13 protein-coding genes are annotated in these 21388 nt (G+C 52.0%); 6 read left to right on the forward strand and 7 right to left on the reverse strand.

The features are described 5' to 3' along the window. The first annotated feature begins 85 nt into the window (after window positions 1-85). Both PsAD5_RS12970 and PsAD5_RS12975 read left to right on the forward strand, forming a co-directional pair. Window positions 86-733 (forward strand): PopZ family protein, encoded by a 648-nt coding sequence (locus PsAD5_RS12970; protein ID WP_063292424.1) that lies wholly within the window; start codon window positions 86-88, stop codon window positions 731-733. 208 nt (window positions 734-941) lie between these two features. After that, window positions 942-3779 (forward strand): valine--tRNA ligase, encoded by a 2838-nt coding sequence (locus tag PsAD5_RS12975; RefSeq protein ID WP_063292425.1) that lies wholly within the window; start codon window positions 942-944, stop codon window positions 3777-3779. Between the two features lie 57 nt (window positions 3780-3836). Here PsAD5_RS12975 and PsAD5_RS12980 read toward each other — a convergent pair whose 3' ends face one another. Next, complete coding sequence (locus tag PsAD5_RS12980) at window positions 3837-5798, reverse strand: mechanosensitive ion channel family protein (protein ID WP_063292525.1); 1962 nt, start codon at window positions 5796-5798, stop codon at window positions 3837-3839. A 378-nt stretch (window positions 5799-6176) separates the two neighbouring features. On the opposite strand from PsAD5_RS12980, the gene PsAD5_RS12985 reads away from it, so the two are divergent. Further along, entirely contained in the window at window positions 6177-6722 is a 546-nt protein-coding gene (locus tag PsAD5_RS12985; protein ID WP_063292426.1) for a DUF2155 domain-containing protein, read from the forward strand. A 13-nt stretch (window positions 6723-6735) separates the two neighbouring features. Here the strand turns inward: PsAD5_RS12985 and aat are convergent, their stop codons facing one another. The 5 genes from aat to PsAD5_RS13010 form a co-directional block, all read right to left on the reverse strand. Next, the gene (aat, locus tag PsAD5_RS12990) at window positions 6736-7425 is read right to left on the reverse strand and encodes a leucyl/phenylalanyl-tRNA--protein transferase (RefSeq protein ID WP_063292427.1); all 690 of its coding nucleotides are present in this window, start codon (window positions 7423-7425) and stop codon (window positions 6736-6738) included. A gap of 31 nt (window positions 7426-7456) precedes the next feature. Continuing rightward, window positions 7457-8824, reverse strand: coding sequence for an acetyl-CoA carboxylase biotin carboxylase subunit (gene accC / locus PsAD5_RS12995; protein WP_063289054.1), 1368 nt, complete (start codon window positions 8822-8824; stop codon window positions 7457-7459). Window positions 8825-8838: 14 nt separating this feature from the next. Beyond that, entirely contained in the window at window positions 8839-9315 is a 477-nt protein-coding gene (gene accB, locus PsAD5_RS13000) for an acetyl-CoA carboxylase biotin carboxyl carrier protein (protein ID WP_063292428.1), read from the reverse strand. Between the two features lie 523 nt (window positions 9316-9838). Next, a complete protein-coding gene (locus PsAD5_RS13005; protein WP_063292429.1) occupies window positions 9839-10582 on the reverse strand; it encodes a DsbA family protein in 744 nt (247 codons plus the stop codon). A 51-nt stretch (window positions 10583-10633) separates the two neighbouring features. Next, the gene (locus PsAD5_RS13010) at window positions 10634-12076 is read right to left on the reverse strand and encodes a M48 family metalloprotease (protein ID WP_057464437.1); all 1443 of its coding nucleotides are present in this window, start codon (window positions 12074-12076) and stop codon (window positions 10634-10636) included. A 185-nt stretch (window positions 12077-12261) separates the two neighbouring features. Here PsAD5_RS13010 and PsAD5_RS13015 point away from each other — a divergent pair, with 185 nt between their 5' ends. Further along, the gene (locus PsAD5_RS13015) at window positions 12262-13404 is read left to right on the forward strand and encodes a pyridoxal phosphate-dependent aminotransferase (protein ID WP_063292430.1); all 1143 of its coding nucleotides are present in this window, start codon (window positions 12262-12264) and stop codon (window positions 13402-13404) included. A gap of 55 nt (window positions 13405-13459) precedes the next feature. Here PsAD5_RS13015 and PsAD5_RS13020 read toward each other — a convergent pair whose 3' ends face one another. Further along, entirely contained in the window at window positions 13460-16480 is a 3021-nt protein-coding gene (locus PsAD5_RS13020) for a ribonuclease E/G (protein ID WP_063292431.1), read from the reverse strand. Window positions 16481-17283: 803 nt separating this feature from the next. Between PsAD5_RS13020 and PsAD5_RS13030 the strand changes: the two genes are divergently transcribed. Next, window positions 17284-18537 (forward strand): N-acetylmuramoyl-L-alanine amidase, encoded by a 1254-nt coding sequence (locus tag PsAD5_RS13030; protein WP_063292432.1) that lies wholly within the window; start codon window positions 17284-17286, stop codon window positions 18535-18537. A 268-nt stretch (window positions 18538-18805) separates the two neighbouring features. Then, window positions 18806-21256 carry a penicillin-binding protein 1A gene (locus PsAD5_RS13035; RefSeq protein ID WP_063292433.1) on the forward strand — a complete coding sequence of 817 codons (2451 nt, stop codon included), beginning with the start codon at window positions 18806-18808 and terminating at the stop codon, window positions 21254-21256. The last annotated feature ends 132 nt before the right edge of the window (window positions 21257-21388 follow it).

Consider the following 21388-nt stretch of genomic DNA (forward strand, 5'->3'; position numbering starts at 1 on the left):
TTTCTCTTATATTTAAGTAAGTATTTATTAATGAACTGAGTCGGAAAGCCGGCGGATTAGACGCGATTAGAAGTGGAGCACATACATGGGAGCTGTCTCACAGGGTAACGAGCCTTCCATGGAGGATATCCTGAGCTCGATCCGCAAGATTATTTCGGATGACGAAGCAAGTGGCGCAGAACAGATGACAGATGCTGCATTGAGTGACGCGGACGCGGGTCGCGAATTATCACAGGACGATCTAGATAAACTCTTTGATGATGCGCCAGCGGAAATGGAGCCTGCTCCAACTCCTGAGCCAGAAGTGGTGAAGGATGCGGAACCAGACGTTCTGGAGCTGACGCAAAAAGAGCAGATCGACGAGCAATCCTCCTCATTGAAAATTATCGAAGGTCTTGCTGATGAAGACAAGGAAGAGGATGGAGACATCGCTTTTCTTGATCAGCCGGGTCCTGAAGCGTTTGGGCTGGGCAGCATGGGGCAAGATGACATTCTTGAGCCTTCAGCTGCAAAAAGTCCGGCGGAAACACTTATCTCAAGCGCGACGGACGAAGTTGTGTCCAGCGCCTTTAACGGTCTTGCCAACACGGTGCTGTCCAAGAACGCCCGTACACTGGAAGACCTTGTGGCTGAGATGCTGCGCCCAATGCTGAAAGGCTGGCTCGACCAGCATCTGCCAAGCGTGGTGGAGCGGCTTGTGCGCCAAGAGATCGATCGCATCTCACGCAAATAATCCTCTGGATGTGAGGGGAGAAGCTCTCCCCTTCACACATCCGCTCTCTGCTACTCTTTCTAAGAAAACCGTGTCAAAACTGATCTGTGGTGTGGGCTGTTTGGGTATTTGTCGCTCAAATATGCTCTGTAACTGCATGAAAGGTTGACTTAGGCGAGTGCATCCGATTTACACCAGACAAACTCCATAAGTGGAAGAGCTTTTAGGTATGCTGGATAAAACATATGAGGCGGCCTCTGTTGAGCCGCGGATTTACGACGCTTGGGAACAGGCAGGGGCCTTTAAGGCAGGTGCGGGCGCAGAAGATGGAGCTGCGACCTACTCAATCGTGATTCCGCCGCCGAATGTGACAGGCTCTCTGCATATGGGCCATGCTCTCAACAACACTTTGCAGGACATTATGGTTCGCTACCAGCGTATGCGTGGTCGCGACGTTTTGTGGCAGCCGGGTATGGACCACGCAGGTATTGCGACACAAATGGTCGTTGAGCGCCAGATGGCTGCTGACGGCGGCAATGTCACGCGTCGTGACCTTGGCCGTGAAGCGTTTATTGAACGTGTGTGGAAATGGAAAGGTGAGTCCGGCGGGATGATCTTTAACCAGCTTAAGCGCCTTGGTGCGTCTTGTGACTGGTCCCGTGAGCGTTTCACCATGGACGAAGGCCTTTCCAAGGCTGTTCTGGAAGTGTTTGTTTCTCTTTACAAAGAGGATCTGATTTACAAGGACAAGCGCCTTGTGAACTGGGATCCTAAACTTCTGACTGCGATTTCTGATCTGGAAGTTGAGCAGAAGGAAATGCAGGGCAACATGTGGCATTTCCGCTATCCGCTGGCGGATGGTGTGACGTACCAGCACCCTGTTGCGTTTGATGAAGACGGCAAGGCGACCGAGTTTGAGACGCGTGATTACATCGTGATTGCGACCACTCGCCCGGAAACCATGCTGGGTGATACGGCTGTTATCGTTCATCCGGATGATGAGCGCTTTAAAGAGCTGCAGGGCGAAGATATTATCCTGCCGCTGGTTGGCCGTCGTATTCCAATCCTTGCTGATGACTATGTTGATCTTGAAACCGGCACAGGCGCGATGAAGGTTACGCCTGCGCACGATTTCAATGACTTTGACATTGGTAAGCGTCATTCCTTGCGTCAGATTTCCATCATGGACCGTGAAGCCAACATTGTTCTGCGTGAAGCAGAAGGCTTTATGGATGGTCTGGAACTGACCGATGAGCTGAGCAAAACACTGGAAACACTTGAAGGTGTTGAGCGCTTTGCGGCGCGCAAGCTGATTGTTTCCATGCTGGAAGAGCGCGGTCTGCTGGATGAGGTTGTTGATCACGTCAACATGGTTCCACATGGGGACCGTGGCGGCGTTCCGATTGAGCCTATGCTGACTGACCAGTGGTATGTTGATGCCAAGACCATGGCCCAGCCTGCTATTGCATCTGTTCGTGAAGGTCGTACCAAGTTCGTTCCTGCCAACTGGGACAAGACCTATTACGAGTGGATGGAAAACATCCAGCCGTGGTGTATTTCCCGTCAGTTGTGGTGGGGACACCGTATTCCTGCGTGGTATGGCCCGGAAGGTAAGTTCTTCGTTGAAAAGAGCGAAGAAGAAGCTTTGGCTGCTGCTGCAGAATTTTACGGCAAGCCTGTTAAGCTGATGGAACAGAACGACGCTCTTGCTGCGCATGATGCCGGAGACGCTGATTTTGTTGCCATGTACCGCGATGAAGATGTTCTGGATACCTGGTTCTCTTCTGCGTTGTGGCCGTTCTCGACTATGGGCTGGCCGGATAAAACCGCTGAGCTTGCACGTTATTACCCAACGTCTGTTCTTGTGACCGGCTTTGATATCATCTTCTTCTGGGTTGCCCGTATGATGATGATGGGCAAGCACTACATGAAGACTGAGCCTTTCGACACGGTTTACATTCACGCCCTCGTCCGTGACGAGAAGGGCGCGAAGATGTCCAAGTCCAAGGGCAATGTGATTGATCCGCTGGCGCTGATTGAAGAATACAGTGCAGATGCGCTGCGCTTCACGCTTGCTGCCATGGCTGCACAGGGCCGCGATATCAAGCTGGCGACGTCTCGTGTTGCTGGTTATCGCAACTTTACAACCAAGCTCTGGAACGTTTGCCGCTTTGCGGAAATGAACGAGTGTCATGCTGTAGATGGCTTTGACCCTGCGCTTGTTAAGCAGACCGTGAACCGCTGGATCGTGACTGAAACCAGCCGCGCTATTCGCGAAGTTTCTGAGGCGATTGATACATACCGCTTCAACGATGCGGCTGGTGGTGCATACCGCTTTGTCTGGAATACATTCTGTGACTGGTATGTTGAGCTGACCAAGCCGATCTTCTACAGCGATGATGAAGCGGCCAAGGAAGAAGTTCGTGCCACAACAGCCTGGGCTCGTGATGAGATCCTGAAGCTTCTGCACCCGTTCATGCCGTTCATCACGGAAGAGCTTTGGATGCGTACGGTTGAAGATGGCGAGAACAAGCGCGAGAAGCTTCTGGCGCTTTCTGCCTGGCCGACCTCCATTGGTGAAGATGGCGAGGCTGCTGCTGAGATCAACTGGCTGATCGACATGATTGTCCAGATCCGCTCTGTTCGTTCTGAAATGAACGTTCCAGCTGGAGCGAAGGTTCCTGTTGTTCTGTGTGGTGCTTCTGAGCAGACCAAAGCCCGTCTGGAAATCCACGAAGCGGCGATCATGAAGAACGCGCGTGCTGAAACGGTCACCACTGCTGATGAGATCCCACAGGGCTCTGCTCAGATTGTTGTTGGCGAAGCGACCGTTTGCCTGCTGCTTGCTGGTGTCATTGATCTGGATGCGGAAAAGGCACGTCTTGGCAAGTCTTTGGACAAGATCGTTGGTGAACTCACCAAGATCTCCAAGAAGCTTGAAAACGAGCGCTTCCTTGCAAAAGCTCCGGAAGATGTCGTTGCTGCTGAGAAAGAAAAAGTGGCTGAACTTGCTGAGCGCAAGGAAAAGATGGATGCCGCTTTGGAGCGCCTCGCAGCTTTGGGCTAAGGCTTGTTCATCTTTTGAATTTTGCAAAACGCGGCTCTTCTGGGCCGCGTTTTTTGTTCAAGCCTTCTTTTTCTTTGTTTTCCGGGCTTTAGTTTTGGGTTTGTCCTCAGCTTTTGGGCTGGGTTCTTGCTTAGGTTTCACAGCCGGGGCAACTGGAGTTTCGGGCGGTTGGAGGCTGCTGTTTTCACCGTAATTGGTGACGAAGGGGTGGGCGACTTCGATGTTCTGATCTGAAATGAGTTTCAGGGTGCGGATGATGATGCTCTCCTGAATAGCGAGATACTCATCCCGGGTTGCTGCCTGAACACTGTCTTCGATCTGGATCACAATGCCGTTTTCATCAATGTTCTCCAGCCTCACTTTTGCTGCATCGGGTTGAGACAGCGGATGTTTGGCCAGCATCCGTTTGATCTTGGAGATGAGCTTTTCCAGTTGCTCGGCGCTGGTGTCGTACTTCAATGCAAATCTGAGAACGACGCGGAAATGGTCCTTCAGTGTGAAGTTCATGAAGTTCATCTTGGCAAGGTCGGCGTTGGGGATGGTGACCAGCGTTCTGTCCGTTGTTCTGATGCGGGTTGAGCGCATGCCGATGGATGTTACGTGACCGCGGACCTTGTTGAACTCGCAATAATCTCCGACACGGACAATGCCGTCTGCATAGAGAATCAGGCCGCCGAGAAGGTTTTCGAGCGTGGGTTGAGCGGCCAGGGCGATGGCGAGGCCGCCAACACTGATACCTGCGATGATGCCGTAGAGCGGGATGTTCAGGCGGGTCGCGCCGTACGTGAGCAAAATGAGAGCGCACAGGATGGCGAAGAACTGCGTTGCTGTGCGGATGATGCTGCGGTCGATGGAGGCAACGCCGCGGTTCTTGAGCAACACCAGCTCGCTCATGAGGCGGAGGACCTTGTATATGATGACTGCGCCGCCAATCCAGACGAGCGTTTCGATGGTCAGGTCATAGACTTGCAGAACCGGGCCACCGATGTTGATTTGATAATCAGCCAGATAACGCAGGAAAATGAGAGAGCCGACAATGACGCCGGAGGTGATGATGCTGAGTACTTGCCGCCGAACCGGCTTCTTGCGATCTGGTAAGCGCCGCATGGTGGTGACGAAGAAGAAAAGAATGACTGCCGCAATTGCAGTGATCAGGATCAGCGCGAACCATTGCCAGACGGCCTGTCCATAATACAGCTCCAGTAGCCATGGAGGTTGGCTTTCAATCAACGAGAACCAGGCTGGCGGAAGCAGGTGCCCGGGACTGCTGGCGAAGAAGTGGTAAAGGTCTTGCGGAATGGAGGAGCGGGACGGGAGTGCTTTGACTTCCTCATAAAACTCCGGGATCCGGTCCACTGTTTCTGCTGAGAAGACATAGTCTCCTTGCTGCGGCCCCTCAGTCATCCTGGTGATGACGATTTGGGTGAATGGGATCGTCCAGGAGCTCTCCAAATCGGCCTGATTGAAGTCGTAGGTGCCTGCTGCTGTTCCGGGGATATCCGGGAAGGGGGGAAGTGGGATGCGGTCCAGAATCTCTTTGAGCTGCAGGACCAGTTCCAGTGACGTTTGCTGGCGTGTTGCGCTCGGGAGGCCGGAAAGATCAAAGCAGCCTCTGGCACGCTCCAGAAGAATCTCGGCGAGATGGATCTGGTTCTGGATGTGCTCATGATTTTTACTCATACCGAGCGTTTCCATGGAGAACGCACCCATGCCTGTGTTTTCTTCGTAAGCTTCCTGAATGAGGTGGTTTGTTTCCTCCATGATATCGAGGAAGCTGTCCAGCGTTGCTCTTGGAGAGCTGGTGTCGGCAGGTGCGAGAGGGAACATGCCGATGATGTCTTTTGCGCGAAACTCCATCAAAGGCATTGCCGGCATGCGTAGTGTCTCCGGCATGCCGTTTTCGTCAGATGGCATCTCTGGCTTTTCTGAGGGAGCTTTCAGGATCTCCTTTTGCTGCTGTTTGATGTACTTCTGGTAGAGGGACTGGGCGGGAGCCTGGCTCGAGAGTGCCAGGAACAAAAGAACGCAAAAAAACGCAGCAAAAACGCGTGTAACGCACAAATAACGCAAACCAACGCATAGTACACTGGAGGCCCGGTGTGGCTGTTGTTGCTGGGTTATCGAGTGCGATTGCTCTGCTTGCATTGAGGTCTCGGTTGTTGGCTGCTTCCTGCTCTATGAAACCAGCCACTCAAGACCATTTGGACAATCCACGCCTTGTTATTTAAGTAAAATTTGCCGGTGGGTTATCGTGGCTTTCGCGCAACGCCTGTGGGTTAGCTGAGATTCCTCAGCGATTGCCGCGTGTTTGCCTCGTTCTGGCCTTTTCCCCGTAGCATTCCAGTGCTAAGCCCTTTACAGCTTGGGCGTTTGAATCACTAGCTGCTGGAAAGTTTTATGGGTTTTACAATGCGTAAATATCTTGGGCGCGCTGCATCCTGCGCACTTGCTGCGTTGATCGGTGGGGCAGCATTGGCATTGCCTGCACAAGCTCAGACACCAATTAAAAACCCGGTTGCAGTGTTCAAAGGGCTGGATAAAATCACCGGCCGCATTACCACGTTTGATGTCTATATTGATGAGACAGTTCAGTTTGGCGCACTTCAGGTAACGCCGCGCGTTTGTAATTCCCGGCCTCGGACAGAAGCCTCTCAAACCACTGCGTTTATTGAGGTTGACGAGCTTACGCTTGACAGTAAAGTTCGCCGGATTTTCAGTGGCTGGATGTTCGCAAGTAACCCTGGTGTGCACGCTGTTGAGCACAGCGTCTATGACATCTGGCTGATCAACTGTAAGAAAACGACTTCTGTACCGCCACCAGAAGGATACGCTGGTCCTGCTGTTGATCTTGTTTCCGAAGAGGATGATCTAGCTGGGAAAGACTTTGTTTCTTCAGGGGAAATTCCGGTGCCACGACCGAAGGTTGTTGCAACACTGCGGTAAATGATGCGGCCTCTCAGATGAGGCCGTTTTTGGTTTTAGGTGGAGCAGGGCGCATATCCTCGATGATCTGCAGCACTAATTTGCCAGAGCTTTCCTGCGGTAGAGCGTGAAAATCTCCGAGTACCATCAGCGCATTTTCCAGCAACTTGCCATACTGCTCTTTGGGAACTTCTGTCGCCCCGAACTGTTCCAGATGTTCTGTCACGAACTGAGCGTCCAGTAACCTGTAGCCTCCATAGAGCAGACGGCCATACAGATGCACAAGGGCAACCTTGGAGGCATCCCGCTCCAGTGAGAACATGCTCTCCCCAAAGAAGGCACCGCCTAGTGATACACCGTAAAGGCCGCCAACGAGCTCGTCAGCGGCGTTATAGACCTCGATTGTGTGGCAATACCCCATGGCAAAAAGTGCAGTGTAGAGCTTGCGGATCTCAGTGTTGATCCATGTCTCTTTGCGCTCTGAGGTGGTTGTCGCGCAGTGAGAGATTACTGCTTTGAAATCACGGGAGGCTCGAACGACAAACTTGTCGGAGCGGACGGTTCTGGCGAGCCGTTTGGGGATGTGAAATGAATCGAGCGGCAAGATACCTCGCCGCTCGGGATCAATCCAGAAAAGATCAGGAGAGTCAGCAGTCTCAGCCATTGGAAAGATGCCACAAGCGTATGCTTTAAGCAGAATTTGTGGGGTAATCTTAAATTCCATGCTGGCCTGCTTTTGACCTCCCTAAATCTCCTCAGTTTTCTTCGGAGTTCTGTGCTGCGATGTGCGCTTCCAGGAACTTCTCAAGCCAATGGATATCATAGGCGCCGTTGGCGATATCCTGATTGTCCAGAAGCTCTGTGAAGAGCGGAACAGTTGTGTTGATGCCATCAACCACAAACTCGCTCAGAGCACGACGCAGGCGCATCATACATTCCACACGGGTCCGGCCATGAACGATCAACTTACCGATCAGGCTGTCATAATGTGGAGGAATTTTGTAGCCCTGATAAACGCCTGAATCTACGCGCACACCCAGACCGCCCGGTGGGTGGTAATAGGTGATTGTGCCCGGAGATGGTGCGAAGGTCAGAGGATGCTCTGCGTTGATACGGCACTCAATCGCATGACCAGAGAAGCGAACTTCTTCCTGATTGATTGACAGAGTAGAACCACCAGCGATGCGGATCTGTTCGATCACAAGATCAATGCCGGTTACCATCTCGGTTACAGGATGTTCCACCTGCAAACGGGTGTTCATTTCAATGAAGTAGAACTCACCGTTTTCATAGAGGAATTCGATTGTACCTGCACCGCGATACTTGAGCTTACGCATAGCGTCTGCACAAACTTCGCCGATTTCCATCCGTTGCTCTTCATTGAGCGCAGGGGATGGGCACTCTTCGAATACCTTCTGGTGGCGGCGCTGCAAAGAACAGTCGCGCTCACCAAGGTGGATTGCATTGCCCTGACCATCACCCAGTACCTGCACCTCAATGTGGCGTGGTTTGCCGAGGTACTTTTCCATGTACAGAGCATCATCGCCAAAGGCTGCTTTGGATTCGGAGCGTGCGGTTGAGATCGCAGTATCCAGATCTTCAGCTGTCAGGGCGACCTTCATGCCGCGGCCACCGCCGCCTGCTGCCGCTTTTACGAGAACCGGGTAACCGATTTCCTTAGCGATTGCATGGACGTCGTCTTCAGGAGTGATGCCACCATCAGAACCCGGCACAACTGGAATGCCCAGTTCTTTTGCCGTGGTTTTCGCCTGAATTTTATCGCCCATCACACGGATGTGCTCTGAGGTAGGGCCGATAAAGGTGATGCCGTGTGCCTCAAGAATTTCCGCAAAGCGTGCATTCTCGGACAGGAAACCATAACCGGGATGCACAGCGTCGGCGCCAGTGATTTCACAGGCTGCCAGAATCTGCGGGATGTTGAGGTAGCTGTCGCGCGCTACCGGCGGACCAATACAAACACTTTCGTCAGCAAGGCGCACATGCATCGCATCTTCGTCAGCAGTAGAGTGGACCGCAACAGTGCGAATGCCAAGCTCTTTACATGCCCGAAGGATGCGGAGTGCGATCTCGCCGCGGTTTGCGATGAGGATCTTTGAGAACATAGAGACTTCGCCTGTTATTCGATGATGATAAGTGGTTCGCCGAATTCAACTGGCTGACTATCTTCAACCAGAATTGCAGTCACAGTGCCTGACTTTGGTGAAGGGATCTGATTCATGGTCTTCATCGCTTCAATGATCAGAATGGTGTCGCCCTTCTTGATGGACTTGCCTACTTCAATAAAGACTGACGCGCCTGGCTCTGGTGCCAGATAGGCTGTGCCAACCATTGGAGAAGTTACTGCGCCCGGATGATTTGCAGCATCTGCAGAAACTGCAATCTCTACAGGTGCAGCCGCTGCTGGTGCCGGCGCAGCGACAGGAGCAGGTGCTGCTACTGGTGCCACTGCACCCACTGTCAGCTGACGAGCGACACGAACGCGGAGATCTTTTTGTTCCACTTCGATTTCGGTCAGGTTGGTTTCGTCCAGCACATTTGCAAGCTGGCGGATCATTTCCTGATCAAACTTAGTTTCTTTCGTCATCGTTTTCATCGTCCAGTTCGAAATGCCCTGACTAATGCCAGGAGCCTTCGGTTTGGCCCCCAAAGCGACTGTGCAGCAAGGATGGCCTTTAATAATCTGTGAAAATCCAATTGCTCAGAGCAAATGCGGACTTTCTGACTGAATGAACTACGCAAGCAGTTGGTTATTAACTGCTTAGATAGCCATTAATTCTCTATTTGCGAGATGCTGTCTTTTAAAAAGTATGCATCCGGAGTGCCTAGGCTGAGCATAAGGCAATATCATGTTTATTAGCGCAGAAAGGCACATAACGCTTTGATTTACTCAGAAGTACACAAATGTAGTTGCGCCTACGCAACCAATCTGTTCTCAAAAACTCTGTGTAATACGCTAGGTTTACTTGACGTATTGGTAAAGCGTAGCCAGGCAAATAAACATAACTGGCCCTCTTATATGGTCAGAGCGGACCAAGGAAAAGACCTTTGTCCGCTCTGAGTTGAGTTCTTAAGGATAAAGCTGCGAAAATGCGTTGATATGCGCGATTGGGACCAATCTACTCGCGTTCAGCTGCAATTTTTTCCTTCAAAGTGTCGTAGCCGACGGCTCCAACAATCACTTCTTCACCCAAAATGTAGGAAGGGGTTCCGGTGATGCCGAGCTGTTCAGCAATCGTGAATACTTCCTGGAAGGTTTCAGCGGCGCGGTTGGACTTCATTGATTTTTCCAGATCTGCATCAGAGATCCCGAGATCTTTCGCAACTTTCAGGCTGCTCGCGAGGTTTGCGCGGCCAGGCTGGCCCAGAAGTGCGAGGTGGAAGTCCTCGTATTTTTCTGGTGCGACTTCAGCAACTGCGATCGCAACGCGTGCAGCTTCCTGAGATGCTTTGCCCAGTACAGGGAATTCTTTCAAGACAACGCGGAGGTTCTTGTCTTCGTCTACGAGGCGAACAAGGTCAGACAGTGCGCGCTTACAGTAACCGCAGTTGTAGTCAAACAGCTCTACGAGCGTGACGTCGCCGTCTGGGTTACCGAGGACAATCTGGTAGTCGCTGTTGTAGATCTCATCAGAGAGGCTGGAGATAGCGCCTTTGCGTGCGCTTTCTTCTTCTGCGAGGCGGCGCTTATCAAGTTCCTGAAGCGCTTCCAGCACGATTTCCGGATTTGCGACAAGGTATTCCTTGATGATTGTTTCGACTTCAGCGCGGTTCACTGTTTCTGCTTGTGCAGAAAAAGTTGCTGGCAGCAGGGCGAACGTTGCTGCACATGTGATCGCAGCTCTGCGAATGAGTTTGTTCATGACGTCTCCTGTAACCCTGTTCGGGTGCTTGATTTTTATCAGTCTAATTTGTTAGCGGCGTCTGAGCTGAGGCACTTTGACTGACAGTATATCGTCAGCTTGTTGCCAGGCGGGTGAGCCGACTTTCAATTTTTTCTGAGCGCGTTTTGCGTAGCGCTGTGCGCTGCGAACATCGCCGCGGGTCATATGGCTTTGAGCGGTTGCCAGATCTGCTCCAGCGATATCGCCCAGACGGGCATTCGCGATTGCAAGCTGGGCATAGCCGTTCATGGAATATCTGTCTTTTCGCAGAGCTCTGGTCAAAATGCTCTTTGCTTCTTTCAGGTATCGCTTGTCATCGGATGCGACCATTGCGAAGCCCAGCCAGATTTCAAAATGCGGATTGCCAGGATAAAGCGCCAGCGCCTTACGGAATGGCGCAATTGCGGCTTTCGGCTTGCCGCCTTCGAGCAGCGCCTGTCCTTTGATTTCATAAAAATACGGATATTCCGGCGCTTTTGAGATCAAGGCGTCAATTTTTCTAACAGCTTTTGACGCTTTGTCGGACCTCATGCTGGCAATAGCACGGGCATACTGCGCAGGGAGGCTTTTGTCTCTTTCCGGATAGGCACGATAAACTGAGTTTCTGTGACTGGTGAATGCAAGTAGTTTGGCTTTGACCATGTCATGCTTCAGCTGAAGGCGCTCAGGGTCTTTCTTGTTAAAGTGCTTCGCCTTTTGAGCCCTGTTTTGAAGGGCGTTGAAACGGGCGCGCGGCATGGGGTGGCTGAGCGCGTATGGATCTACATACTGAGCTGAGAACAAGGCCTGATCCGCCATGCGTTCAAATGTTGTGAGCATGCCCTTGGCAGAAACGCCGATGCGATCGAGGTAGCGCAGGGCTGCCTGGTCAGCTGACGATTCTTCAGATCTGCGATAGGACAAGAAACTTCGTTGGGCGAGCGCTCCGCCGCCGGAGACGGCTGCTGCACCACCGCGGGCTATAGAGCTGTTGCCCGTGGTTGCACCTGCTGCCATAGCGCCTGCACCCAGGATCATGCCGATAACAGACATGATCTGTGCGTTTGACGCTGCCTGGCGCATGCGAACCAGATGGTTGCCTGCAATATGGCCGGTCTCGTGTGCGATCACGCCGATCACTTCGCTTGGCGTTTTGGCATCCATAATGACGCCGAGGTTGATAAACATCCTGCGGCTGTCTGGAACGAAGGCGTTAAAGCTCTTGTCGTTGACCAAAATGATCTCAACCTGATTGGCAGGAAGTCCAGCTGCCCGGAATATCGGTTTGGCGTATTCGCGCAGCAGATCTTCAGTTTCTGCATCGCGAACGAGGGGGAGCCCCTTCTTTTGTTGAGCTTGAGCTGTGGTGATTGCCACATTAGGTACAACCAGTGAAAGTGCGGTTGCTGTTATAAGAATTTTGCGCGCAAACTTTGTTGCTTGTGATTTGACTGGTTCAATCACACGTTTCAATGCATTGTTCTTAAATTGCACGTCAAGTCCCCTTAATTGGCTTGGCAGGCGCAGAGCGGTTCGCACTTAAAGTACTACATAGACTTTCAAATAAGCCTTAACCACCCAAGATAGGCAGTTATTAGGCAAAATTGCTAGGTAGCCCGAAAAATTAAAGCACAGGCTCTGAGAAGAAGAAATAAGAGGGAATGCATTTGTCAGTATTAATGGGATCAAAACGTAGTGAAGTCCTGCCTTTTCAAGCTATGGAAGTGCTGAATGCTGCCAACCGCCTTGAGCAAAGCGGAGAACATGTGCTGCACATGGAAGTGGGGCAGCCGGGAGCGCCTGTTCCTGACACGGTTTTGAAGGTTGCACATGACCATCTGTCTTCTGGCCGATTGGGATACACGGAAGCACAGGGCATTCCGTTGCTGAAGAAGAGCATTGCTCGCTACTATAAGCAAACCTTCGGATTAGAGGTTCCAGAATCTCGCATCTTTGCAACTACGGGTTCTTCTGCCGGTATTAACCTTGCGTTTCTTGCCGGGTTTGACAGAGGGGACCGCATTGCAATTACATCTCCGGGCTATCCGGCCTACCGCAATATTATTGAGGTGTTAGGGCTGGAGTGTGTGGAGATTGAGGTCGGCCCGGAAACGCGCTGGTCGCTTACCCCTGAGATTCTTGAGGCAGTGCATAAGGAGAAGCCGCTAAAGGGCGTGCTTGTGGCCAGCCCGGCGAATCCAACCGGGACCATGATGTCTCCTGATGCTCTCAAGGCATTGGTTGAGGCTTGCGAGGCTATGGATTTGTGGTTCATCTCCGATGAGATTTACCACGGGCTTGCCTATGATATGGAGGAGGAGACGGCGCTCCGTTTTACGGACAAAGCGATCATCGTCAATAGCTTTTCCAAATACTATTGCATGACAGGTTGGCGTATTGGCTGGATGGTGTTGCCTGAAGTGCTTGTACGTCCGATTGAGCGGATTGCGCAGAGCCTTTACATTTCGCCCCCAGAGCTGGCGCAGGTGACTGCAGCTGCTGCTTTTGATGCGACGGAGGATTATGAGAAGATCAAGGCTGGGTATGCTGCCAACAGGCAGGTGCTGCTTGATCATCTTCCTCAGCTTGGTTTTGATGTGCTGCCGGTTGACGGCGCGTTCTATGTGTATGCGGGTGTTTCAAAGCTCACCAACGATTCTATGGAGTTCTGTCAGAAGATGTTGGCAGAGACACACATTGCGGCAACACCCGGCGTAGATTTCGATCTGACGCGCGGGAAACAATACATGCGCTTTTCCTTTGCGGGGAAGGGGCCTGATATCAAGCTTGCGGTGGAGCGGTTGGAAAACTGGCTCAAGTAACAGGCAATAAAAAAGCCCGCTCAGTTGAGCGGGCTTTTTTTGAACTTGTTTCTTCTTAGAAGAAAGAGCGGCGCTGCCACCAACCTGTGCGGCGCGGCGAGTCATCATCGCCTTCAACGGCAACGGTTTCCCCTTCAACAACCTTATGCGATGTCACAACCGGTTTGGTTGGCGCTTTCGGTTTCGCTGGTGCTTCGGCCTCAACTTCTGCTTCTGCAGCTTTAGGGGCCTCGACAGCCGGAGCTTCTTCCTTCACTTCAACCTTAGCGACTTCCGCAGGCTTTTCTTCTTTAGGCTGCTCAGCAATCGGTTCTGCAGGCTTGCTCACTGGTTCTGCCGGAGCTTCCGCAGGTTGCTCTGCTTGTACTGCCACTTCTGCTGGAGCTTCTTTCACCGCGACGTCTGAAGTTTCTTCTGCCTGAGGGGCAGGGGCTTCGGTTACTTCTGTAGAAGCTTCCTTTTCAGCTGTTTCCTCAGGTGCAGGTTTTACTCTGCGACGACGGCGAGGCTTGCGGGTTTCTTTCTTCCGCTCTTCTTCAGCTACAGCCTCTGTTACCGGCTCTGCAGGAGTAGCAGTGTCTTCTACAGCTACTGCCTCATCTGCGGTCTCAGATTTTGCTTCTGCGATGATCTCTTCAACGCTGTCCGCAGAACTTTCTTTTGAGCCTTCTGCTTCCTCGGAGCTTTCACCGTTCTCGCCGTTTTCATCAGATGCGCTTCTGCGACGAGAGCGGCGGCCACCACGGCGACCACGGCGACGCTTGCGGCGGCGATCTTCTTCTTCGTCTGTTAGCTCAGTAGAGTCCGCGTCAGCTGACTTTTCTTCAGAGGATGCGTCTTCTTCAGCGGACGGCTCTTCAGCGCTCGCAGATGTTGTCTCCTGCTGCTCAGCTTCGTCTTTCTCGTTGCCAGTGCGACGACGACGACGGCGACGACGACGACGACGATCATTGCCGTCCTCATCAGCTGCTTCTTGCTTCTCTTCCTCTACAGCTTCTTCAACGATGTCTTCTTCTTCTTCCTCCTCAACGGGGAAGATGGTGTCCGGCTGAACTGTAGCTGGCAGAGGCTGCGTACGCTCGCTTGGTGTTGCAAGCTCGCCGCGCTCCAAAGTGAAGTGCTGTTCGGTGACGGTGTCGTCTCCGAGAATAGAGATTTCCAGACCGAAGCGACGCTCCAGATCCATCAAGTGATGGCGCTTCTGGTTGAGAATGTACATCGCCACTTCATTTGGCGTGCTCAGGTTCAAGTTGTGAGTAGAGCCACGCAGCAGCTGATCTTCCAGGGAGCGGAGGATGTGCAGAGCAACAGATTCTACTGAGCGCACGATGCCAGAACCATGGCAGTGCGGGCAAACAACTGATGAGCTTTCGAGTACGCCGGTGCGGATGCGCTGACGTGACATTTCGAGCAAGCCGAAATGTGAGATGCGGCCAACCTGAATGCGGGCGCGGTCAGACTTCAGGCATTCTTTCAGGCGACGTTCAACAGCGCGGTTGTTGCGGTTCTCTTCCATATCAATGAAATCGATAACCACAAGACCGGCGAGGTCGCGCAGGCGAAGTTGACGTGCAATTTCTTCTGCGGCTTCCAGGTTGGTTGCCTGAGCTGTGTCTTCAATGTTCTGTTCGCGGGTTGCTTTCCCGGAGTTCACATCGATCGCAACAAGAGCTTCTGTCTGGTTGATGACAATGTAGCCACCGGACTTCAGCGTCACCTGTGGTGAGAACATTGCGTCGAGCTGGGCTTCTACACCAAAACGGGTGAAGATTGGCGTTGCATCGCGATAAGGCTGAACATTCTTGGAATGGCTTGGCATCAGCATGCGCATGAAGTCTTTCGCTTCACGGTAGCCTTCTTCGCCAGAGACCATAACCTGATCAATGTCTTTGTTGTACAGGTCGCGAATAGAGCGCTTGATCAGGCTGCCTTCCTCGTAAACGAGGGTAGGGGCTGCTGAATCAAGGGTCAGTTCGCGGACATTTTCCCAAAGACGCAGGAGGTACTCGAAGTCACGCTTGATTTCTGCTTTGGTTCTGCTTGCGCCTGCTGTACGCAGGATAACGCCCATGCCGTTCGGCACATCCAGATCACCAGCAACCTGCTTCAAGCGCTTGCGGTCTGTTGGCTTCGTGATCTTGCGGGAAATCCCGCCGCCACGGTCGGTGTTTGGCATCAGAACAGAGTAACGGCCAGCGAGGGACAAGTATGTTGTCAGAGCAGCGCCTTTATTTCCGCGCTCTTCCTTCACGACCTGTACCAGCAGCAGCTGGCGGCGTTTGATGACTTCTTGAATCTTATAGTTGTCGCGCAGACGGCGAGGGCGTGCGGTAACTTCTTCTTCCGCTCCCTCTTCGTTATCATCCTGCTCTTCAGCTTCAGATGTCTCTTCTGCAGTTTCCTCAGTCGCGTCTTCTGATGCGGCTTTGTCGGAAGCTTCTGTGTCTTCAGCAGTATCAGCCTCAGCTACAGGCTCTTTTGAAGAAGGCTTGGCAGCCATTGCATCACGAGCGCTTGCTTTTTGCGCTGTAGAATTGCCAGCTTCGTCTTCTTCCGCAGCTTCCGCCTCGATATCCTCGATGCTGTCATCCTGGAAAGGAGCATCCATGCTGGCAAGAGCTTCGGCCTCGTGTTCTGCTTCCAGAGCACTGGTTTCAGCTTCGATCAGCTCAGCAACAACATCTTCAGAGGCTTCTGCGGCTTTCGCTGCAGCAACCTTCTGAATTTCGGCTTCACGCTTTGCTTCTTCTTTTTCTCTGCGGGCACGTTCACGCTGGTTTGCAGCTGCTTCGGCTGCAAGCTGAGCTTCAAGGGCCTCCCGATCTTCTTTCGGGAGCTGATAATAATCCGGATGGATTTCGCTGAAGGCGAGGAACCCGTGTCTGTTGCCACCATATTCAACAAAAGCGGCCTGAAGTGATGGCTCTACTCGCGTGACTTTAGCTAGGTAGATATTTCCGCGAAGCTGCTTTCTGTTTGCGGCTTCAAAGTCAAATTCCTCAACCCGATTCCCGCGCACGACCGTAACCCGGGTCTCCTCCGGGTGGGTCGCATCTATCAGCATCTTGTTTGCCATGAAGTGAGTTCCTTAGGACCAAACACTGAAGACGGCGCGAGTGGCGCTGAGATTTGTACATCGTCAGGTCGGTCAACTTGTTATGTAAGTTGCTAGTAGAAAAGGAGAGACGGCGGCGCGCATGACCACGGCAAGAAGGGACCGACTGACACGTCGGCGCACTGCTTCTTAACTCATGTTCATTTGTATTTGCGCGTAGCTTTGACAAACCGTTCGCCCTTAATGATCTCTTTTGACCGCCATAAGGCGGTATGCTTGAAATGGAAGCGCTTCTTCAGGCTTCCAATCTGTAAACGTCTGTTCCTGCGCCTAGCTGCCGTATCTCTCCGAAAATTCGGGGATAAAGCACTTATCCAAAGCGACAGAAAATCTGTTCACAACCCGCCATGACCGAAAATGTCACGGCAAAACTCTGTCTTGGCTCTCGAGCAGACTGCTCTTCCAGTTGGTTTATACCGTATCCTCATCAACAAACCGGAAACGGCACAAATGGCTCATATGGGCTTTTTGAAACATTTCGATCAGTTTGAAAACTGCGAAAATCTCAGGATATCAGCTTCAAAAAATATGGCTCACAACTTTACGGAACAATTCCAAATCGAAGTCCTAGTAAACCTTTTACGATCCCTCGAGACGCTTGGCAAGCTTGGGAAAATCGATCTGGCGATGTCTTGCTACGAAAGCTGCAGTTGTTAATCAATGCTTAATGATAGGTTTGGCGGGGTGACTTTCGCTTAATCGTGTTTTAATCGTTCAACTTGATTTAAACTAAATTGCCAGTGTTTCTATAGGGGAGTGAAAAGGTGAGCCGCATCAGTCATGCATTCAGGTTCTGTGCTCTCAGCTTTTATTGTGTCGCGTTTTCTCTCATTGCAACTGTTGCCATGAGTAATGCTGTATCGGCGCAAAACGCGGTTTCGGTCGTTTCTGATGCACGTGTTGCCGGAGATCTGGCACGGACGCGCTTCATTCTGGATATGGATGGTGAGGTTGGATATAACCTTTCATTCTTGTCTCACCCTTATCGGTTGGTGATTGATCTGCCGTCTGTCACCTTCCAGTTTCCAAGAGATTTCGTGCCAAAAGGGCGGGGGCTGGTTCGGTCCTGGCGGTATGGCTCCATCTCCAAAGGGCGTTCCAGGGTAGTTCTTGATCTCAATTCTCCAGTCGCTCTGGATAAAACCTTTTTGCTGCCTGGCGTACAAGATCAACCAACACGGCTGGTTATTGATCTGACCGAATCTTCTCCTGATGAGTTTGAAGCTGCGGTTGGTCAGGCCACCTCTCATGCGCAGCCAGTAGGGGCGACGGCGTCTGTTCCAAAGCAAGACACTCAAGAGCCAGCTGCAGCGACTGAAAACGATCTGCCCGTGATCATTATCGATCCGGGACACGGCGGTGTTGATTCTGGTGCAGTTGGCAGTAATGGCACGCTTGAAAAGGCGATCGTTCTGAATTTTGGCCGGTTTTTGAAAGAGAAACTGGATAAACTTGGCTACTATCAGGTCTATCTAACCCGTGATGATGATAAATTCATCTCTTTGGGGAACCGGACCAAGCTGGCGCGTGGGAAAGGGGCTGATCTGTTCATCTCCATTCATGCGGATTCGATCACAAATGGGGCAGAGACGACGCGTGGGGCCTCAATCTACACTCTTTCAGAGCGAGCGTCTGACCGGATGGCGGCTGCGCTGGCGCGCCGTGAAAACTATTCGGATGTGATTGGCGGGGTCGATTTTTCTGATGAACCTGAAGAGGTTACGGATATTTTGGTTGAACTCACCCGCCGTGAGACCAAGAATTTTTCCATTCATTTTGCACGGTTGGTGGTTGAAGAACTTAAAAGCGCCACAACAGTTATTAAAAATCCTCTTCGTTCTGCGGGGTTTCAAGTGCTGAAAAGCCACGATGTTCCGTCTGTTTTGATTGAACTTGGATTTCTTTCCAATAATCTGGATGAGAAAATGTTAGGTTCTGATGAGTGGCGGGAACGCGTGTCGGATGCGATTGTTCAAGCGACGAACGGTTTCTTTCGGGCTAGAATTGCGCAGCAATAGCTGTTTGGTGTGATTGTTTTTCGGGTGCGTATATGTCGCTGCTGCAGTGGGATAAAGACTAAGTTCCTGCCTCAGCTTTGCCATAATGAAAAGCGATTGGGTGCCAAACTGTAACAGTGAAGTCTGGATTCGATTCTGCTGCATTCATTCAGGGCGAGACCTCTTGACCCTTAACGGGAAATGCATCAGGAACGGCGTTTGAAACTGGCTCTGGAATGCTGGCTTCACGACACGAACATTCTTAGCGGGAAAGCAAACGAGCCCGAATATGAGATTATTTTTAAAGTTCATTGGATATCTCTTTGGGATTTCAGTTGTTCTGGGGCTGATTGCAGCCGCCGGATTGTGGATTTATCTCAATGACATAACCAAGGATCTGCCGGACTACACCGCGCTGAAGGATTATGAGCCGCCAGTCATGACACGTGTGCATGCTGCTGATGGTCATCTTATGTATGAGTTCGCGCGTGAACGGCGTTTGTTTATTCCGATTCAAGCTATTCCGGACCGTGTGAAGCAAGCTTTCTTGTCTGCTGAAGATAAGAACTTTTATGAACACATCGGGATCGATCCGTGGGGCATTGGCCGTGCGGTGATCACCAACGTTCGTAACAGTGGGTCTGGTCGCCGCCTTGTTGGTGCGTCCACGATTACGCAGCAGGTTGCAAAGAACTTCCTTTTGACCGGTGAGCAGAAGTATGAGCGCAAGATCAAAGAAGCGCTTCTTGCTTTGCGTATCGAGCAAGCGTTTACGAAAGAAGAGATCCTTGAGCTTTATCTGAATGAGATTTATCTCGGTGTTGGCGCATACGGTGTTGGCGCTGCTTCCCTGATCCTTTTTGATAAATCTGTTCACGAGCTTGAGCTTGAAGAGATTGCATATCTCGCTGCGGTTCCTAAAGGCCCGTCCAACTATCACCCATACCGCTACAGAGACCGTGCGATTGAGCGCCGGAACTGGGTTATCGACCGTATGGTTGAGAACGGTTACGTGACAGTTCAGGAAGGTATTGAAGCGAAGGCTAAGCCTCTTGATGTTAAGCTGCGTCCAACCGGTAACCTCGTGAAAGGCTCTGAGTACTTCTCTGAGGCTGTGCGACGCCAGTTGGCCGGTCAGTACGGTGAAGAGAAGCTTTATGAGGACGGTCTGTCCGTTCGTACATCCCTTGATCCTGACATGCAGCTGAAGGCGCGTAAGGCACTGCGTGACGGCCTGGTTGACTTTGACCATAAGCGCGGGAAATGGCGCGGTCCGATCAGCACGATTGAAATCACCTCCAGCGACTGGGGCGCGGCGCTTGCCAAAGTTCAGACGCTGAACGATGTTCCTGAGTGGACGAGTGCGGTGGTTCTGTCTGTGAGTAATCAGAAAGCCGTTGTAGGTCTTCGTCCAAAGCGCATGGCAAACCGGAAGCTTTCTACTGAGCGTGTCCGTGCAGATCTCTCTCTGAGTGATATGAAATGGGCTCGCGTCAATGGGCGTGCTCCTCGCAATGTGCAGGAAGTATTAAGCCCGGGTGATGTCATTTACGTTCAGCGTCAGGCGAGTGGCAAGTATGTGCTGCGGCAGGTGCCTGAGGTTTCAGGCGCCATTGTTGCTATGGACCCGAATACTGGCCGCGTTGTGGCGCTGGTTGGTGGTTTCAGCTACGCCGAAAGCCAGTTTAACCGCGCGACGCAGGCTTGGCGTCAGCCGGGCTCTGTGTTCAAACCGTTCGTCTATGCGGCTGCGCTGGATAATGGCTATACGCCGTCTTCAGTGGTGCTCGATGCGCCTGTTGAGATTGAGCAAGGACCGGGGCAGGACCCCTGGAAGCCACAGAACTATGGTGGCAAGTTCTATGGTCCGTCTACTCTGCGTACGGGTATTGAACTGTCCCGTAACGTGATGACTGTTCGTCTTGCTCAGGACATGGGCATGGATCTGGTTGCTGAATATGCACGCAGTTTTGGCATTGATGACAATATGATGCCGGTGCTCTCCATGTCTCTTGGTGCAGGCGAAACCACCGTGATGCGCATGACAGCGGCCTATTCCATGATGGCCAATGGCGGGCGCCGAGTGCAGCCTACTCTGATTGACCGTATCCAGAACCGTTATGGTGAGACTATCTATCAGAACGATCAGCTTGTTTGCACAGACTGCTCCGAAGAGTATTGGAGCAATCAGGGAGAACCTGAGCTTATTGATACTCGTGAGCAGGTGCTTGATCCTATGACCGCCTACCAGATCACCTCCATGATGGAAGGTGTGGTCAAGCGCGGTACGGCGACGAGTGTTAAAGCTGTTGGCCGTCCTGTTGCTGGTAAAACTGGTACCACCAATGATGAGCGTGATGCATGGTTCGTTGGCTTTACACCAGAACTGACAGTGGGTGTGTTTGTTGGATATGATACTCCGCGCAAGATGGGCCGCGGTGCGACTGGCGGTCAGGTTGCTGCGCCAATCTTCACGGCCTTCATGAAGGATGCTCTGAAGGATGCGCCTCCATTGGAGTTCCGTGTTCCAAACGGATTGCGTCTGGTATCTATCAACCGCCGTACTGGTCTGCGGGCCGGTGCCGGGGCTCCGGGTACAATTCTGGAATCCTTCAAGCCAGGCACATCGCCACCAGACAGTTACTCTGTCATTGGCTTCCAGGATGAGATTGGTATCCGCCAGGATCTGTCTCCGGAAGCCGGGCGCGCCGTTATGTCCGGTACAGGCGGACTTTACTAAAAACTTCATGGGCTGGTCTTGCTAACTGCATGACCAGCCCACAGTTTCTGTGGTCTGGCTGATTGCGGAAATCGTTTGCTGCGATTATGTTCGCACCCGACGCAGTGTTATTGACTGCACAGTTGTTTTTCA

The sequence above is a fragment of the Pseudovibrio sp. Ad5 genome (assembly GCF_001623095.1).
Taxonomy (GTDB): Bacteria; Pseudomonadota; Alphaproteobacteria; order Rhizobiales; family Stappiaceae; genus Pseudovibrio.

Bases quoted from the DNA above. Each gene is read 5' to 3' on its own strand.
- PsAD5_RS13020 (WP_063292431.1), bottom strand. From the start codon at position 16,480: ATGGCAAACAAGATGCTGATAGATGCGACCCACCCGGAGGAGACCCGG.
- PsAD5_RS13005 (WP_063292429.1), bottom strand. From the start codon at position 10,582: ATGAACAAACTCATTCGCAGAGCTGCGATCACATGTGCAGCAACGTTC.
- accC (WP_063289054.1), bottom strand. From the start codon at position 8,824: ATGTTCTCAAAGATCCTCATCGCAAACCGCGGCGAGATCGCACTCCGC.
- accB (WP_063292428.1), bottom strand. From the start codon at position 9,315: ATGAAAACGATGACGAAAGAAACTAAGTTTGATCAGGAAATGATCCGC.
- PsAD5_RS12970 (WP_063292424.1), top strand. From the start codon at position 86: ATGGGAGCTGTCTCACAGGGTAACGAGCCTTCCATGGAGGATATCCTG.
- PsAD5_RS12975 (WP_063292425.1), top strand. From the start codon at position 942: ATGCTGGATAAAACATATGAGGCGGCCTCTGTTGAGCCGCGGATTTAC.
- PsAD5_RS13035 (WP_063292433.1), top strand. From the start codon at position 18,806: ATGAGATTATTTTTAAAGTTCATTGGATATCTCTTTGGGATTTCAGTT.
- PsAD5_RS13015 (WP_063292430.1), top strand. From the start codon at position 12,262: ATGGGATCAAAACGTAGTGAAGTCCTGCCTTTTCAAGCTATGGAAGTG.
- aat (WP_063292427.1), bottom strand. From the start codon at position 7,425: ATGGAATTTAAGATTACCCCACAAATTCTGCTTAAAGCATACGCTTGT.
- PsAD5_RS12985 (WP_063292426.1), top strand. From the start codon at position 6,177: ATGGGTTTTACAATGCGTAAATATCTTGGGCGCGCTGCATCCTGCGCA.